This is a genomic window from Bartonella tamiae Th239 (genome assembly GCF_000278275.1).
Taxonomy (GTDB): Bacteria; Pseudomonadota; Alphaproteobacteria; order Rhizobiales; family Rhizobiaceae; genus Bartonella; species Bartonella tamiae.
On record NZ_JH725147.1, the window covers coordinates 1,726,242 to 1,743,387 of the forward strand.

Genomic DNA, 17,146 nt, shown 5'->3' on the forward strand with positions numbered 1-17,146 from the left:
AAAACAACGTGCTTTTCATTAATGATAAAATGTAAAACTAATATATTTGAGGCTCAAGACCTCATCTTTGGCAACTACAATGGATTTAAAAACAGTGAATAACTGTTTTGGTCTAAAGGATGAAAACTCGATAAGAAAAAACATTAGAAAAAATTTTTCAATCATTTACATATAAAAAGACAATTAGTAACTGCTCTGATTCCCAGACATATCATTTGCTAAAGAAATAGCCGTACGCCGATCTGCTTCTTCTGATAAAGCAAATGCACGTTCTTGCATTTCTCTGATCCAGTTTTGATCATTATGAGAGGCTTTTTCATAAGCTGCGGTCATCATAGCAAGACCGCGAACTGTTTTACCTGCCTGAAACAGCATATTGCCAAGCATAGCTTGAGCTGCCGCATTTCCTTTTTTTGCAGAAAGTTGAAACCAACGTGCGGCCTGAACAGAATTCACATCTCCGCCTTCGCCCGCTAATAACATACGACCCAATCTATATTGCGCTTCGGGATTACCAAAATTTGTTGCCGCTTGCATATAAACACTGCGTGCATGAGCAATATCTTTTTTAACAGGTGAGTCGGGGATACCCGTATATAAGTATCCACCAATTTCAACCAAAGCATCCGAGAGATAGCTTTCATCCTCAGATCCTGGCTCGGCACCGTCCTGTACTATTTTCACAAAAAATTTAAAAGCTGCATAATCATTTTCAGTAACACCGTCACCATCAGCATACATACGTGCAAGTTTCCAATTTGCACCAGTATGACCCATTTCAGCAGCATAACGAAGAGCCTTTAAAGCTTGGTCTTTATGACCTTTTTTATAGGCAGATATACCTGTTTTAAAGAAATGTAATTGATTATCTGAGTCTGTTTTTTGAGAATTTATATCAAGACATAAACCATTTGAAAGACACAATCCAAATGCAACAAAAGTTACACAAGCAATACATCTTTTTTTAAAAACACTCATAGAACAACTTCCAAATCCACCCCTGCCATTTCATTGCTTTTAAGCAGCACACTGACAAATTGTATTGGCTTTGTGGTCGCAATGAGGCATTTTTCTTTTCAAAACACCTAGCATGATAAAGAGAAAATTTGTGTTGCTAATACGCAACATTTTGCACTGTTTCAGTATTTGGTTAACGTATAGAAAAGAGAGTTTTTGAATTTACATTAATGCTACATTTATATAAAAGCTTTAAGAATAATGGTAACAATCCATGAGAAATATTAATTTATATATAGCGAACTGCGTACATGTTGGGCAAAATAAAATGATGAATAGACGTTATCGTATGGCACTATGTTTGCTTTTAACTGCATTTTTATCAGCATGCAGCACTTTGGAAAAGCAAGATGAAATCAATAGCGACCTTGCGACAACAGGTTATTGGTATTTAGGCGATAATGGACAGCGCCAATGGAGAACTCTTAGTCCTTCTCAAATCACGACAGAAACGCCAGTTGTACAAAAAAATTATGCGTCTCCAGTAGGAAGCAATATGTAAAACCGCCTAAAATAATAAGGCGGTTTTCATATGATCATTTAATTGATCAAAGCCAAACAAAAGGTTTAATCTAAACGTGATTTTGCCGATGAAACTTTTTCTTTCATTTGCATAAGTTCGACAAGTTTTTGTCTATCACTTTCAACAATATCTGGACGAGCATTGGCTATAAATTTAGGGTTCCCAAGTTTTTGATTGATTTTTGATATGTCTAAATCGATTTTGTTGATTTCCTTTTCTAAACGCTTTTTTTCTGCATCAAGATCGATAAGACGACCTAAAGGCAAGCAATATACAGTATCTCCTAAAACTATTTGTGCAGAAGATTCAGGAACCTCATCTGAATAATCAAGCGTTTCTATTCGGGACAATCGTTTTATAGCTGCCATATGCGTTTGTATTTTTTGTTTGATTAGATCATCTGCACCCACAATAACAAGTGGTGCTTGCGCTCCAGCTGGAACATTCATCTCTGATCGCACCGAACGAATGCCACTGATAAGATCAATCAACCAATTTATATCATCTGCTGCATCTTCATCATAAAAATCAACACTTGGCCAATCTGCCAATGCCAGCATTGTTTTGCGCGGTTTTTCAGACGACGCAGTGAGTGCCCAAAGCTCTTCTGTCATATAGGGCATAAAAGGGTGAAGTAATTTATAGACTTCATCAAGAACAAAAGAAACACAACCCTGTGCCTCAGTTTTTGCATGATTATCATCACCATTGAATATCGGTTTTAAAAGTTCTAGATACCAATCACAAAGAAAATTCCAGATGAAACGATAAAGAAAGCTAGCCGCGTCATTAAAACGATATGTTTCAATCGCTTTGGTGACAGTTTCTACAGTTCTAGAAAGCTCTGTTAAAATCCATTTATTTAATGGTAGTGTGATCGTCTTAAGGTTAAAATTGGGGTCATGCTGAACCCCATTCATTTGAGCAAAACGTGTGGCATTCCATAATTTGGTTCCAAAATTACGATAGCCAGCGATACGTGCTGGATCAAGTTTTACATCTCGACCCTGTGCTGCCATAATTGCAAGTGTAAAACGCAAAGCGTCTGCGCCATACTCATCAATCAGTTCTAAAGGGTCGATCACATTGCCCTTTGACTTAGACATTTTTGCACCATTTTTATCACGCACCAAAGCATGCATATAAATATTATGAAATGGAACATCCCCCATAAAGTGAATGCCCATCATCATCATCCGTGCGACCCAAAAAAAGAGAATGTCAAAACCTGTAACGACAACGCTTGTAGGATAATATGTGCTTAACTCTAATGTTTTATCTGGCCAGCCAAGTGTAGAAAAAGGCCATAAAGCAGAAGAGAACCATGTATCTAAAACATCCAAATCCCGAATAAGTTCAACATCTTTGCCATAGTGTTTTTTGGCCTCAAGAATGGCGTCATTTTCGCTTTTCTCAACAAATATAGTGCCATCAGGTCCATACCATGCTGGAATTTGATGTCCCCACCATAATTGACGAGAAATACACCAAGGTTCAATATTTTCCATCCAATGATAATAAGTTTTTTCCCAATTTTTGGGCGTGATTGTAGTTTGACCCTTTTTGACAGCCTCAAGTGCCGGTTCAGCAAGCTTTGCAGCATTAACATACCACTGATCTGTTAATAATGGCTCAATGGGAACACCGCCACGGTCACCATGTGGCACCATATGAGGATGGTCCTCACTATGGCTTAAAAAGCCCCCCTCTTCCATTATTTCCAAAATTTTTTGTCTGGCGATAAAACGTTCAGTCATATCTAATGCATCGATCAGTAAATCGAGTGATTGGGATGATGGCAATCCATCCATAAATTCTTCATTATTACGCAAAAATATCTGAGCCTTTTGTGTCATAATATTAATGACACGCAAATTGTTACGCCGGCCGACTTCAAAATCGTTAAAATCATGTGCTGGAGTGATCTTAACGGCACCAGACCCTGCTTCAGGATCTGCATAATCATCTCCAACAATGGGAAGTAACCGCCCGACAAATGGAAGAACTGCATTTTTTCCTATAAGGCTTTTATAGCGAGCATCATCAGGATTAACAGCAATACCAGTATCACCAAGCATAGTTTCTGGTCGTGTCGTTGCTACAATTATAAAAGTTGTCTCGTCATAAGGATCAAAGATTTTTCCTTCCAAAGGATAACGAAAATGCCAAAGATGCCCATGGATTTCTTTTTGCTCAACCTCAAGATCAGAAATAGCGGTTAAAAGCTTTGGATCCCAATTGACCAGTCGTTTATCTTTATAAATTAATCCTTGTTTATAAAGAGATACAAAGACTTCTAAAACAGCCTTAGAAAGCCCTTCGTCCATTGTAAAACGTTCACGCGACCAATCACATGATGCACCTAGCCGACGCAATTGGTTTGCGATTAAGCCACCTGATTCTTCTCGCCATCGCCAAATACGTTCCACAAATTTTTCACGCCCCATTTCCTGTCGGCTTGGTTCATTGCGTTCTAAAAGTTGTCTTTCCACAACCATTTGTGTGGCGATGCCAGCATGATCCATTCCTGGTTGCCATAGGACATTTTTGCCACGCATACGTTCAAAACGCACCATAATGTCCTGTATCGTATTATTTAGTGCATGCCCCATATGTAAGGAACCTGTGACATTGGGTGGCGGTATAACAATACTAAACGCTTGCGCATTGGGATTAGCACCTGCACCGGCTTTAAAAGCGCCATTATCTTCCCAAGCTTTTGCAATACGAGGTTCAGTTACCCTTGCATCATAATTTTTTTCTAACATTATCTATCCAGTGGCTCATTACGGCGGAATCAATTTATACGCTTATCAAAAGATATGTGAGATCAAATTAAAATCATCTCATATTGTCACCTTATAGGAAATGAAAGGACTTTTTTAAAGACCATTTCATCAGTCAAAAAAAGGATTCAATCCTATGAAAACTTATAATAGTTTTCTTTTATATCATGAAGAATATCTTTGATAGCAGATGACAATGCTATATTTAAGTCACATATCAATAAGCAAGCACCAATCATCCCACAAACTTAATATTATAAATATGGAAACTACCAAAAATCATATTCAGACTGTAAAACATAAGTGAAACTTTTCCGAAAATCTTATAAAGAAGCTTATCTAAGCTGATGTATAATATCCACGCAATGCCTTTATAACTTCTTCACGAACAATTTTTTCAACAAGAATAGGAAGTTGCTTTTCCATCCAACCATTCAAAACTTTACGAAGGTCTTCTTCAGCGATCGTTTCTACATTTTTAACAAAAGAAGACTCATCAGTGGTTTTTGAATGAAACTTCTGTTTTTCATTTAAAGAATCAATTTCAAAATGACTGTCATTATCTGAAACACGCCTACTATAGCTTTGTTGATTTTTAAGGCGAAATGAATCAAGTTCAGGATCTAAAGCAAGACCAATACGCGCAGCTAATGCTTCCATAGCGTCATCAACGGATAATGAATCATATTGATCTTGTTGAAAATCATCATTAACCGCCTTCGTTTTATTCATATGATGATCTTTTTGATTGGCTAAATATTCTTTATCCTGTGCCGTATTTTCTTCTATAATTTCCCGGATAGAGGTTAATATTTCATCCATGGTTGGCTCACGCATTGCACTTGAACTTTGTGCCATCCCCATAACCCCTTAATTTAAAAATCTAGTAAAAGAATCATACATTATTATTAGCAAACTTAATCAAACTATAAAATGATTGAGAGACGTACAGCAAAAACAACACACAACTTTCTTTACTAAAAAAATGGAATAGCTTATTTTAAATCCAATTGGTATTCATAAAAAAACGCCGCATTCACGGCGTTAAAAAAATTAAAAAATTATTTATCGACAAATGATGTCATTAGCGTCCATCAGGTGTGCGTAAACCAATCCATTTATCTTTTACAGCCCGGTTATGTTCTTCTGGATTATAGGTCACAACTTGTAATCCTAAACGATCTGCTGTCATTTTTCCAATTGCTGATTGAACATTATAGCTGGCAACAACAACATTTCTTTCTGCCGTTACCAAAGAAATCTGAGCATTAATTAACTGTGAACGCGATTCCAAAACATCTAATGTCGTGGCTTGACCAACACGATTTTCTTCAACACGACCATTTAAAGCAATCTGTGCAGCTCTAACACTGTCACGATATGCAATTACTGATGCACGCGCACCTTCAAGTTGTGACCAAGAAGATGCCAAATTTTCACGCACACTGTCTTGTGCCATATCAAGTTGTATACGTGCCTGCCCTAATTGCTCTTTTGATTGTCGAATTTGTGCAGATGTACGACCGCCCTGATAAATTGGAACATTCAAGGATAAACCTACAGAATTGGATGTACCGCTAACACCTGGACCATTATAAGTTTCATTATAAGATGTACTTGCTGAAATATCCAATTGAGGCATCAATGCACCTTCCTTGGCTTTAACATTATATGAGCTTGCATCAATTAAATAACGTGCATACAAAATTGCAGGATGAGTTGAAGCCCCAATTTTATATCCGACATCAGGTGTTTTAGGAATTTGGTTTGCCACAGGAGGACGCTCAAGCTTATCTGGATCATCACGGATGACTTGTCGATATACAGCTTCTGCTGATTGAACATCGGCCTGTGCAAGGCTCAATTCTGAAACTGCAACCGAACGAGCAGCTTCAGATTGCGCAAGATCAGTGCGTGTACCCTCACCGACATCAAGTTTTGCCCGATCAGAACGAACCTGTTCTTCTAAAGCGGCAAGATTTTCTCGTCTTAAATCTGCGATACGACGATATTGAAACACATCTGCATATGCTGTTGCTGCATTTACTAAGATATTTTGTTCGGTATTTCGTAAAAATTCACGTTGTGCTTGTGCTTTCACTTCAGCAGACGCAACGGTATTTTTTGTCACAAAACCATCAAACACTTTTTGGCTTAATTGAATACCGATAGAACCCGTAGTTGTGTAATATTTTGTTGTAGGAGTTCGTCCGCGACCGTAAGTACCGAATCCTTCAATTTGAGGACGAAAATTTGATTTTGCGATTGCAATATCCTCATCCAAAATGCGTGTACCAGCTCTTTCGCTATTTAAATTTCCATTATTCGTATAGGCTTTAGCAAGAGCCCCCATCAAAGTCTCAGCATGCGCAGAACCCGACGTAAAAACGGCGCCCGAAAGTAATAAAGCCGTTAAAAGAGCCTTTTTTGATTTTACCACAGCTATACCTCTACCAAATAATTCTATAAAATATAAATGCCCATTTAAAGATTCATTTTATTCTTTATCGCATTCAAAACAAATTGCAATCTATGGAAACATTAAATTTTAAAAACGTTGCATATACGCAACCCTTTAATCGTATCATCAAAACACAAATTCAGGTATCTTTAAAAAATCTGCAAGTGGTTGAATAGCCAAATTAAAAAGACGCCTTGATGATACGACACCGTCTTCTTTGATATAAACCCTAGCAATACCAGCATTTCCTTGGCCTTCAACAACAACAAGTCGGCCACCTTCTTTAAGCTGTTTCAAAAGATCATCTGGTATAAAATCGACTGAACCTTCTAGAAAAATCACATCATATGGAGCTTCTTTAGAAAAGCCCACATGTAAGTCACCCAAAACTACAGCAACATTATCGAAACCATTATCATTTAGTAGTTTTACAGCATTTTTGGAAAGTTTTTCATCACTTTCCAAGGCAATAACGGAGCGCGCAAGTTGAGAAAACAGTGCGGCACTGTATCCATTACCTGTGCCAATATCGAGAACAACATCATCAGCCTTTATATCAGCTGCTTGAATAAGCTTGGCTAAAGCTGCAGGTTTCATCATGTAACGGGAAGAATTGTTTGAATTTTTATCTGTAAGAGGAATATCTTGATCGAGATAACTTAAATTTATCAAGGTTTCTGGAACGAATCTTTCTCGTTCTACAGTCAAAAAGGCCGCCAAAACAGGCAACTTCGTAACATCAACAGTACGAATTTGGTTATCAACCATTTTAAGACGAAGCTGTGCAAAATCAGTAGTCATACCCTGACCTTTCCTTCTTCACATCTGTGTTTTATGAAAACATTCATCACAGTGGAATAACAATATGCGACTTAAGTTAAGAAATAATGCTTATCGGTTTCGCAAAAAACAGCCTGCCCGTCAATGACAAGTTTATGCAATAATGAGAAATTAAATAATATAATCTACTGGAATTTGTTTTTTCAAAAGCTAAAACTGATCGTCAGCTATTGATACTGTGACATTCTATAACTTAATCACTTTGCATTTTAAGTGGAGGCCTCGCCCGGAATCGAACCGGGATACAAGGATTTGCAGTCCTCTGCGTAACCATTCCGCCACGAGGCCTCATTTCAACTATGAAAAGGCTCATTAAGTCAAGGCGAGTGATCCGTCAAGGTATTATCCGCCTTTTCAAATAAGTTTCTTAATCATGAAGACGCTAAGCACAACTTTTTATTGCTTTTCGTTTTATCAATCAACAGGGTATAATATATCTAAAAACTTAAATTTCATGAAATAAAAGAAAATGATTCTCATTTTATATAAATGTAATACGACATATTAATGTATCACGCACCTATAAATTTTTAAAATCGTAATATATTAAAGAGACATTATTATTGATCATTTTCTATAAAAGACCGTATTTTACGTACGTCAAAAGATCATAAAAACAATAAAACAAAATATGTTTTGAATTTTTTTCAAAAAAAAGACTTTTTCCACTTGGCAAATCAGTATTGCATTTGCTATAGCCCACCAACATTATACATTTGAGCACTGTTCCCCGGTAGCTCAGTGGTAGAGCAACCGGCTGTTAACCGGTTGGTCGCTGGTTCGAATCCGGCCCGGGGAGCCATTAGTTTTATAGCTAAATATTTGTCATTAAGTTTAAATTTGAAAATTAAGTTTAAAAAAATGCGTGTTGGGACCATTTTGAACCCATTTTAAGCACAATCAATAGCCCATACTGGGACTAAATTCATGCATTAAGATTGCTTACGCTAACCATTTTGTCAGGTTAATTCCAACTCGTCTATAAAAGACATGAAAATTGCATTTGACGCAAGCGTCAAATTAAGTCACTTATGAAGAGTGGTGGTTCTATTTTGCTTATATGTTTGTCTAATAATTAGATGCCTCTCATGATTAAAATAAATATGTATGTGTACTTTAACATGTGTGTATTTCTGTAAAATTATTATGCTTTAAAAATGTTGCATCGCTCGTTCTCGTCGGCAAAATCATAGGTAAGAATTCTCATAGTGATTATTAAGACGACGACCTGTTTGTTGTCGCTCTTCAACGCCAATATATTTAGTGTAGCATTATATGAAGCAAGTCTATCTGTTGTTATTATTTCTGAAAGCCCATTCTATTTCTTTTTTATAAGCCTCAAAAAAGCAGATTTATTGCGGCGCTTGGAAAAAATCATTCCAATACTTCACTTTCATGATCAACAATTCGACATAGATATTGTTTTCCTTTGATTTTAAAGAAAACTTTATTAGGCGCCACAGTCAATTAAAACATTCATTCTTATGTTTTTACGAATAGAACAAGCGATTAATTTATAGAAATGAGAAAACCAATCACGAACATAATAAATAACCGCTAAACGGATAATTTGATGTGAAGTCTTAAAATACATAAAAGGATTTATCTTGCTTACGACGTAATAAAATCACGTCATGGTTGAAACATATTTGTCTAACAATGCCTTAGATATTCTTTATATCAAAATATAATAATTTAGCTGTCATATTTAACCAATTTTTTTCGTAAATATAATTTCTAATAACCTTTAAAAATTGAGGCTGTCATAGATAAAAGAAAATAATTACTAGTCTCATATGGACAAGTCTCGTCATAAAAGTCGTCACTTACAAATACGGCAAAAACGAACTCTTCAAGTATTTTATCGCTGGTTCTAGTACCCGTTCAGCAGCCACTTTATTAGGTATTAATCTTAATATAGCAATACTCTATTTTCATAAACTACGAGAGGCTATTGTAGCACATCTTGAACAAGAAACATAAGAAATAATGAGTGGCGCTTCAAATATTGTTTAAACAGAAAATTAGAAGTAGTTTAGGAAATTTAAGCATTTACGCTCAGTGGAGTTTTTGCCTGATTTTGGCTTAGATGTCGATGACAAGAGACATTACGATAATACGACCATACCGAAACCATAGCGCAGCTTTTAAGCGAAAGTACCCCCTACTGCAATCAGGGGCAAGAAAACCTTATTGGATTCTTTCACCACTTTGACGTACACGCAAACCAGATCAAGCAATGGAAAGATCAGCTTCTTGAGAAGGCGACTTTCATATTTGGTCATGAAGCCAAGGCAGAACAGTGCGCGCCCAGCGTTGATGTGAAGACGCTTTATGCCAAGATTGGGGAGCTGACTTTAGAGAATGATTTTTTATCAGGGGCGTTCAACACGGCGGGATTGCTGAGTGCAAAGAAATGATTGACCCTGAACACAAACTATCGATCTCACGCCAATCTAAGCTTTTAGGTTTCAGCCGTGGCAGTCTTTACTATTCCCCGTGCCATGTATCAGATGGTGATTTGGCACTGATACGCCGAATTGACGAACTCCATTTTGAATATCGAATATCCGTTTGCGAGAAGCTGAATGTTGCAAGGGCTTTGAAAAGCGAAAGATGGAAGTCGGGCAACTAGATGTCGCCACGCAAATGAAGAAAATAGGGATAGAAGCGATATACCGCGACGGTCTAATACCTCGAAGCCAACTTCTGCTCATAAAGTCTATCCCTATCTGCTGCGTCATCTGGCTGTGACATGGCTTAATCAGGTCTGGGCGATGGACATCAGCTATATTCCCATAGCCTGTGGTTTTTTTATCTTTGTGTCGTTGTGGACTGGTTTAGTCGAAGGGTTTTGTCTTTGTGGCGGTCAATGACAATGGTAGCCGCTTTTTGCATAGGTGAGCGTCGTTAAGGAAGCACTTGCGCGTTATGGTAAACCCGACATATTCAATACCAACCAAGACTCACAATTGACGTCGATAGACTTCACGGCAGTACTACAGAACGCGCAAATCGCTATCTCAATGGATGGCAAGGGCGCGTGACGCCACAATGCCTTTGTTGAGCGATTTTGAAACAGTCAAATATGAGGAGGTTTATCTCCATACCTATAAGAGCGTTGCTAAGGCACGTGCTGGCATTGGCCGATATCTAACTTTTGCAATACCAGAAATCCACATTCATCGCTTGGTAGCGATAATACTGGATATGGCATACTTCAAAGCGTTGGAAACCATAATAATGACAGCGTGATCAAGACGCAAATTCACTTAACAAAACACTACAAACTGTTCAGACAAATTGAGCCATCTCTTACTGTCTAAAACGTAATCTTCACCCTTCGTGTTTTTTGACCTAAGCAGTTCCTACTTCAGTGAAATTATTTATCATTAAGCAAAAATTAGGCGAATTATCTTTTTTGGGGGCACGAATGAGAACGCATGGAATTGGTTTTCAAACAGTCGCAAATTGGAGACGAACTTCATAAAATTATCGTTCTTTTTGATGGGTTTAGTGATAGTAACCTTAATATTTCTTTTATATCAAAAAAAACCATTGCTTTTGATGGCGATTAAAAAGCCACGACTTAAAGTCAAATAGTCACCTCCTGACAAGCAAGAACTCGTTGAGATTTTTTAAATTTTTTTTGTTGTGTAAGAAACGAAACGGAGAAAATTTGAGTAAAAAAACGGACAAATGACGGTTTGGTACTATTGTCATCAATCATCCGAGAATGGTTTTGCATAGCAAAAGAATAAGGAAAAGCTGGCTATTATGGTAATTCATAAAAGGTGAATAATTTTAAAAAAGACTTCTATTTATGAACTTCGAAAAATATCGCGATGTTAAATAATTATCCTTTTAAAAATATAAAATAATCAGCATACAAATAATAACCTTATAAGAAAGGAAACAAATTTAAATGGATAAAAAAATATGCATAATAATTATATTCATTAAAATAATGTATAGAGACAAAATATTTATGTAGCTGTCGTCAAAGAAGCGGGTAAGAGTGCATCAAATTTCTGTTTCTTCTGGAGCAACTCTTGTTAATGTTATTGGCTCTAGCTTTGTGGTAGAGTAAATGAATTTTAAACTAAGGTGATTATAGTGACAACCATAAACACATTATTTGATATTTATGCAAAGCCTCCGCATAGTGTAAAAATATAATCTAATATAATTTTAAGCTGGCGCCAAAAGAATTTTTTTTTAATATCTTTACTTCAATCAATAAAGACTTTCCTAAAACAGTAACTTTAATGTTTCTAAAAAACATAGTTGTGCTTCTTCATATAAAGAAAATAAATAATTCTTTAAAAGGTCATTCTATTTTCCATCATTTATAAAAGACACTATATATTGTAATGACGAATTAGAATTATTTTGAAAAATCAATATCAAATCAAGGACGCTCACCACACTCTATTAACTGTTCGATTTTATCAATGATAGGTAATAAATCAGCGACAGTATCAATGACAAAATTTGCCCCAGCTTTACGGAATATGGGTTCAATTTTTTGTCGAAGTAACAAACGATCACTTTTATTCATAGCGTCATATTCTTTTTGTGTAAGCCCTGATTCATTACCACTTAATGCAACAGCAACAGTCCAGCACCCTGCCTCTACCCCTTCCAGGATACCAACAATTGTATCATCAATTTTAACAACTGTTGAGGCTGGCCAAACATCAAGATCAAGAAATGTGCGGTACATATTAAGTGGCGTCGGGCGCCCATGTTTAACATCTCCAGCACAAACAAGATTATCAACAACATATCCTTGTTCAGCCGCAAGCGGTAAAATACGCTCCATGATTGAACGTGTATAGCCTGTAGTTGAACCTATTTTCATTCCACGATGTTTTAATTCAGTTATAACATCTATAGTGCCAGGAATAAGTGAAGCATATTTATGAATGATAGCTTCATTTAAAGGTACAAAAACATCATAAATCGCATCAATATCTTTTTCACTTGGCTCTTTTCCATATTTAGAAGTCCATGCCGCATGAATACGACTATTATTGATCATAGCTGTTATGTGATCATGCTTTGGTAATCCCATGGGCTGGCGGGCTTCTTCAAGAGTAACCTCTATGCCAAAACGTGAAAAAGTTTCAATGAATACCCCCATTGGAGCAAAAGAACCAAAATCAATAACAGTTCCAGCCCAATCAAATACTACAGCTTTGAGATGCGACATCTTATACAACCTTACTTTTATTTATATATTATAAAGTTCATTCAATACTTCTTCACCTAAAGCAAAAGCAGTTGAAGCTCCTGTACCTCCGGTCACCACAACCAATCGAACATTAGGTTCGGGTCTATCTATCAGAACCGTTTTATCTGCTGAATATGCATAATCACCTATCCATCTTTTTACAATTTTACGCTTAGGAATATCGAAGACATCGTCAAGAGCTTCTAAAATCATATTATCAACATGATCTGAAGCAAAAGGTTGGGGACTATGTCCATACACATGACTATCACCAACCACCAATGAACCATCAGCTGACTGAACAGCTATCAAATGAATACCAGCGGCACGTTTTTCGCTCTCTTCTTTATCAAGTCTTTCGGCCAATCCTCTCGCTTCAGGCAACGCACTAAACCCTTCATAGCGTGCCAAACTTAAGTCAGACATAATGGCTGCTTTTTGTTTAAAAATTCTTTCTGGCGCAACACGTAACATTTGTAATGTACAAATAGACAAATTATGTACAGCAATACGTTCAGGATAAAGTGTTGAAAAATCATTCCCAGGACATGCAATAACGGTTTCAGCTGAAATAACCCCTTGTGTTGTTTGGAGTGTATTACCATTAATAGCATAAACAGACGTATTCCAAAAAAAATTAACATCGTGTTTTTTATGAAGCCATTTCGCGAGTTGCGGAATAACTAGAGCTGATTCAACACGCAATTCATGTGGGCTATATAATATATTTTTTATACCCTTTGTTTTAAGAGCTGGCACATATTGCAAAGCCTGATCGACAGTAATCAAAGTGCATGATTGTCCCATATCTGTTTTAAGAAATGATTCCACAACATGAGCTGCTTCATCTCTATATGCAGGGATAACAAGACCAGAATGAATAATATCAAAACCAACTTCAGCGGCAATCTCAGCCCATATTTCACGACTACGTAACGCACGTTGATAATGTGCACCGGCACGTTGCCCTGTAACGGTGACAAAACCAAAATTACGAATTGATGCACCAATTGCATGTGGTGAACGCTCAATGACAATCACTTTTTTTCCCATGCGCATAGCGGCAAGTGCTGTACCAAGTCCCACTATACCAGCACCAACAATTGCAATATCATAGCTTTTATTCATCGATATAATCTTCTTAACTGCTGCGCCAATTATGCTGACGTCGTATGACAAAATTAGTAATAGTAGAATGCGCAATCCGAACAATGACATTTGTATAAAATATCATCATACCCATAGCAGCTGCGGCTGCAACATCACCAGCATCATCCATGTTTAGGACAGCAATTGAAGCAAGGGTTGTATTTGGACTATAAATAAATACCAATGCTGAAACGGTCGTCATAGCATTCACAAATAAATATATCCAAATTTCAGAAATTGCAGGAAAACATACAGGTGCACTAACACGACCAAGAATACGCCAGAGTGGTTGCTTAAGTGATAAAGATACAGACTCAAATTCACTATCCATTTGTTTTAATGCCGTTGTAGCAGTTAAATGAGGCACAGTATAAAGATGAGTAATGGTACAAATAACAAGTATAGCCATTGTTCCATACAAAAAATGAAGCGGATTGGACGGATTATTAAAAAAGAAAATATATCCTAGACCAAGCACCATTCCAGGTATCGCCATTGGCATGATGGCTAAAAGCTGTAATAAAAACCGTCCTGCAGAAAACTCTTTAATTTTTTCAGTAATATAAGCACCACAAAAGACAACAACAATGCCTAGTGTTGCTACATAGAATGCCAACTGTAGCGAATTCCAATAAGATGTCCAACCGCCACCATCCATGTGATTAAAGTCAAAATGACTCAATACAGGTGTTATATTATATGGCCAAAATTTAGCAACAGAAGCAAGCTGACACATAGATACGAGCAATAAAATAAAAACTGAAACGACTAAGCATATAATAAAAAATATTATATCGCGTTTGCGGTTAATATCTGGAGAATACGGCACTGCACGTGCTGTTAATTGTGAAATTTGCTTTTTACTTACAAAACGTTCGATACAAAACGCAAAAATTGCTGGCAAAAGGAGCAACATGGAAACAACAGCACCCATTTGGAAATTTTGTTGGCCAATAACTTGCTTATAAATATCGATAGCAAGCATTTGATAATCATCACCTATAACTTTTGGTACACCAAAATCTGTGACAACAAGTGTAAAAACAACAAATGCAGTTGAAATAAAACCATAACGAGCAGCAGGCAAAGTAATCGTTATAAATATTCTCAAAGGTGAGGCGCACAATACTTCAGCTGCTTCATATAAACGCTTATCGGCATTACCTAATGAGACGATCATAATAACTAACGCATGCGGAAATGTAAAAAAAATACTCGCTAATATAATACCAATAGGTCCATAAACACTTTGCCCCATCAATAATGGCGTAATAATCCCTTGCCGACCGAAAAGATAAACAAGACCGATTGCGGGAAGCACAGATGGAATAAGAACGGGAATAAAAGCAACAAGACGAAATGCTGTTTTACCAACTATGCGTGTCCGTATGATGCCGTAAGCAAACAAGAATGCAATCGGTGTAACAATCAATGATACCAGAGCAGCAATCTTAAGCGAATTAAATATTGATTGACGTAAAAAAGACGTAGAAAAGTAATCAACAAAATTGGCAATACTATATTGCATAACAGGCTTAATCTGCACATTCGCCAAATCTGAAGTCGAAAGCTCAATCCAATTACCATGTGGTAGAACTTTACCATCAAGCAATAATACTCCATCAAAGCTATTATCTAAAACACGATATAGCTCAATATTTTCAAGTTCTGTTTTTGGAATTATATTGGTTATCAATTCACGGCTACGTTCACTTGCACGCAAACCATGATTGGCAACATATTCACTTTTTTCTTGCCAATCAGCAAGTGTTATTTCATCTTGCCAAGCACCATTTTTCTTCATTAAAATTTCAATAATACTTAAATCAAAACTAAAACTTTGAAATGCTTTAGATGCAAGCAATGTCAATGGTAAAACCAAAGTTATAAAAAAATAAAAAATAACAATTAAAAGAAGACCTCTTTGTAACCATGAATCTTGAAGAACTAACTTATTACGATGAGATAATGAATTTGAAGAAAACTGTTGTAAAACAGCTGAATTTTCCTCACCCAATAAAATTTTTAACATGAATTACGCCGCTTCAAAGATGCGTAATTTTTCAAAAGGTAAGTGCATACTAATCATATCACCATGTGCAAAACTTTGCTGATATTTCGAAACACCAAAAATATCCGCCAAAATAGAAGAGCAATCAAGATCCCCACCGCTTAAACGAGCTCGCACAAATGAACCAAAGAATTCACTATCATCAATACGCCCAATTATTGAGTTTTGTTCATAGCTACCAACATTACCAACTATGATATCTTCTGGGCGTATAGCTAAGACAATATTACGATTATCAACCTTAGACGTATCTGTTGTAATCATCGATTTTCCGATGCGGACTTTATTTTCAGCAATAATTTCAGCAGGAATAAAATTCATTTCACCAATAAAATCCGCAACAAAACTATTTACTGGTGAAGCATATATATCGTGTGGTGTGCCTATTTGTTCTATTTGACCATCACGCATAACAACGATACGATCCGACATGGTAAGAGCTTCATGCTGATCATGAGTAACCATAATAGTTGTAACTCCAATATTGTGCTGTAATTCTTTCATTTCTTTACGCAGATGTGTTCGAACTCGCGCATCAAGGGCTGACAAAGGCTCATCAAGTAATAGAAGTGAAGGATTTGTTGCTAGTGCACGTGCAAGAGCAACACGCTGTTGTTGTCCGCCAGATAATTTTGCTGGATACTTGTCACCTTGATCAGCTAAACCGATCATTTCTAGTAACGAATTTACACGAAAATTAATTTTCGTGCGTTTTAAGCCACGTCCATGTAAACCGTAAGCAATATTTTGTTTCACTGTAAGATTAGGAAATAATGCATAAGATTGAAATACTATGCCAAAATCACGTTTTAAAGCTGGTTGATTAGTGACATCCTCACCTTTAATAAAAATACGTCCTTCATTTTGACGTTCAAGTCCGGCTATCAATCTAAGAAGTGTTGTTTTACCACACCCTGAAGGCCCTAAAAAACATACGAACTCCCCTTCTTCAATCGACAAAGAAACATCGTTAAGCGCTATAAAGTTTTTAAATCGCTTCATTGCATGATCAATTACAATATGTGGAGTCGTCATTTTATATTTTCCTTAGGAAATTAGTTTT

Annotated in this window: 11 protein-coding genes, 2 tRNA genes and 1 pseudogene; 4 read left to right on the top strand and 10 right to left on the bottom strand. The window is 36.6% G+C overall.

From position 1 onward, the window contains the following. Positions 1-183 precede the first annotated feature (183 nt). Positions 184-978 (bottom strand): tetratricopeptide repeat protein, encoded by a 795-nt coding sequence (locus tag ME5_RS07830; protein ID WP_008040003.1) that lies wholly within the window; start codon positions 976-978, stop codon positions 184-186. Positions 979-1,285: 307 nt separating this feature from the next. On the opposite strand from ME5_RS07830, the gene ME5_RS07835 reads away from it, so the two are divergent. Then, a complete protein-coding gene (locus ME5_RS07835) occupies positions 1,286-1,519 on the top strand; it encodes a hypothetical protein (RefSeq protein ID WP_245256511.1) in 234 nt (77 codons plus the stop codon). 65 nt (positions 1,520-1,584) lie between these two features. On the opposite strand, the gene ME5_RS07840 is transcribed toward ME5_RS07835, so the two are convergent. The 5 genes from ME5_RS07840 to ME5_RS07860 form a co-directional block, all read right to left on the bottom strand. After that, entirely contained in the window at positions 1,585-4,308 is a 2,724-nt protein-coding gene (locus ME5_RS07840; protein WP_008040005.1) for a valine--tRNA ligase, read from the bottom strand. A gap of 357 nt (positions 4,309-4,665) precedes the next feature. Continuing rightward, on the bottom strand, positions 4,666-5,184 hold the full coding sequence (locus tag ME5_RS07845) for a DUF2497 domain-containing protein (protein WP_008040006.1): 519 nt from the start codon (positions 5,182-5,184) through the stop codon (positions 4,666-4,668). 226 nt (positions 5,185-5,410) lie between these two features. Then, on the bottom strand, positions 5,411-6,766 hold the full coding sequence (locus ME5_RS07850) for a TolC family outer membrane protein (RefSeq protein WP_008040007.1): 1,356 nt from the start codon (positions 6,764-6,766) through the stop codon (positions 5,411-5,413). A 147-nt stretch (positions 6,767-6,913) separates the two neighbouring features. Beyond that, positions 6,914-7,588, bottom strand: a complete 675-nt coding sequence (locus ME5_RS07855; RefSeq protein WP_008040008.1) for a protein-L-isoaspartate O-methyltransferase family protein — start codon at positions 7,586-7,588, stop codon at positions 6,914-6,916. Positions 7,589-7,841: 253 nt separating this feature from the next. After that, positions 7,842-7,915, bottom strand: a tRNA-Cys gene (locus ME5_RS07860). Between the two features lie 439 nt (positions 7,916-8,354). Between ME5_RS07860 and ME5_RS07865 the strand changes: the two genes are divergently transcribed. From ME5_RS07865 to ME5_RS10895, 3 genes and pseudogenes are all read left to right on the top strand, one after another. Continuing rightward, positions 8,355-8,429 (top strand) — tRNA-Asn (locus ME5_RS07865). Positions 8,430-9,716: 1,287 nt separating this feature from the next. Then, positions 9,717-10,882: pseudogene (locus tag ME5_RS07870) on the top strand (IS3 family transposase). A gap of 188 nt (positions 10,883-11,070) precedes the next feature. Beyond that, on the top strand, positions 11,071-11,205 hold the full coding sequence (locus ME5_RS10895; RefSeq protein ID WP_008040010.1) for a hypothetical protein: 135 nt from the start codon (positions 11,071-11,073) through the stop codon (positions 11,203-11,205). Positions 11,206-12,038: 833 nt separating this feature from the next. Here ME5_RS10895 and phnX read toward each other — a convergent pair. The 4 genes from phnX to ME5_RS07890 are packed head-to-tail and all read right to left on the bottom strand — an operon-like array spanning position 12,039 to position 17,118. Then, the gene (phnX, locus tag ME5_RS07875) at positions 12,039-12,842 is read right to left on the bottom strand and encodes a phosphonoacetaldehyde hydrolase (RefSeq protein ID WP_008040012.1); all 804 of its coding nucleotides are present in this window, start codon (positions 12,840-12,842) and stop codon (positions 12,039-12,041) included. 21 nt (positions 12,843-12,863) lie between these two features. After that, on the bottom strand, positions 12,864-13,991 hold the full coding sequence (locus ME5_RS07880) for a TIGR03364 family FAD-dependent oxidoreductase (protein WP_008040014.1): 1,128 nt from the start codon (positions 13,989-13,991) through the stop codon (positions 12,864-12,866). 13 nt (positions 13,992-14,004) lie between these two features. Continuing rightward, positions 14,005-16,044, bottom strand: coding sequence for a putative 2-aminoethylphosphonate ABC transporter permease subunit (locus ME5_RS07885; protein ID WP_008040016.1), 2,040 nt, complete (start codon positions 16,042-16,044; stop codon positions 14,005-14,007). 3 nt (positions 16,045-16,047) lie between these two features. Further along, entirely contained in the window at positions 16,048-17,118 is a 1,071-nt protein-coding gene (locus ME5_RS07890) for a putative 2-aminoethylphosphonate ABC transporter ATP-binding protein (protein WP_008040018.1), read from the bottom strand. Positions 17,119-17,146: the final 28 nt, after the last annotated feature.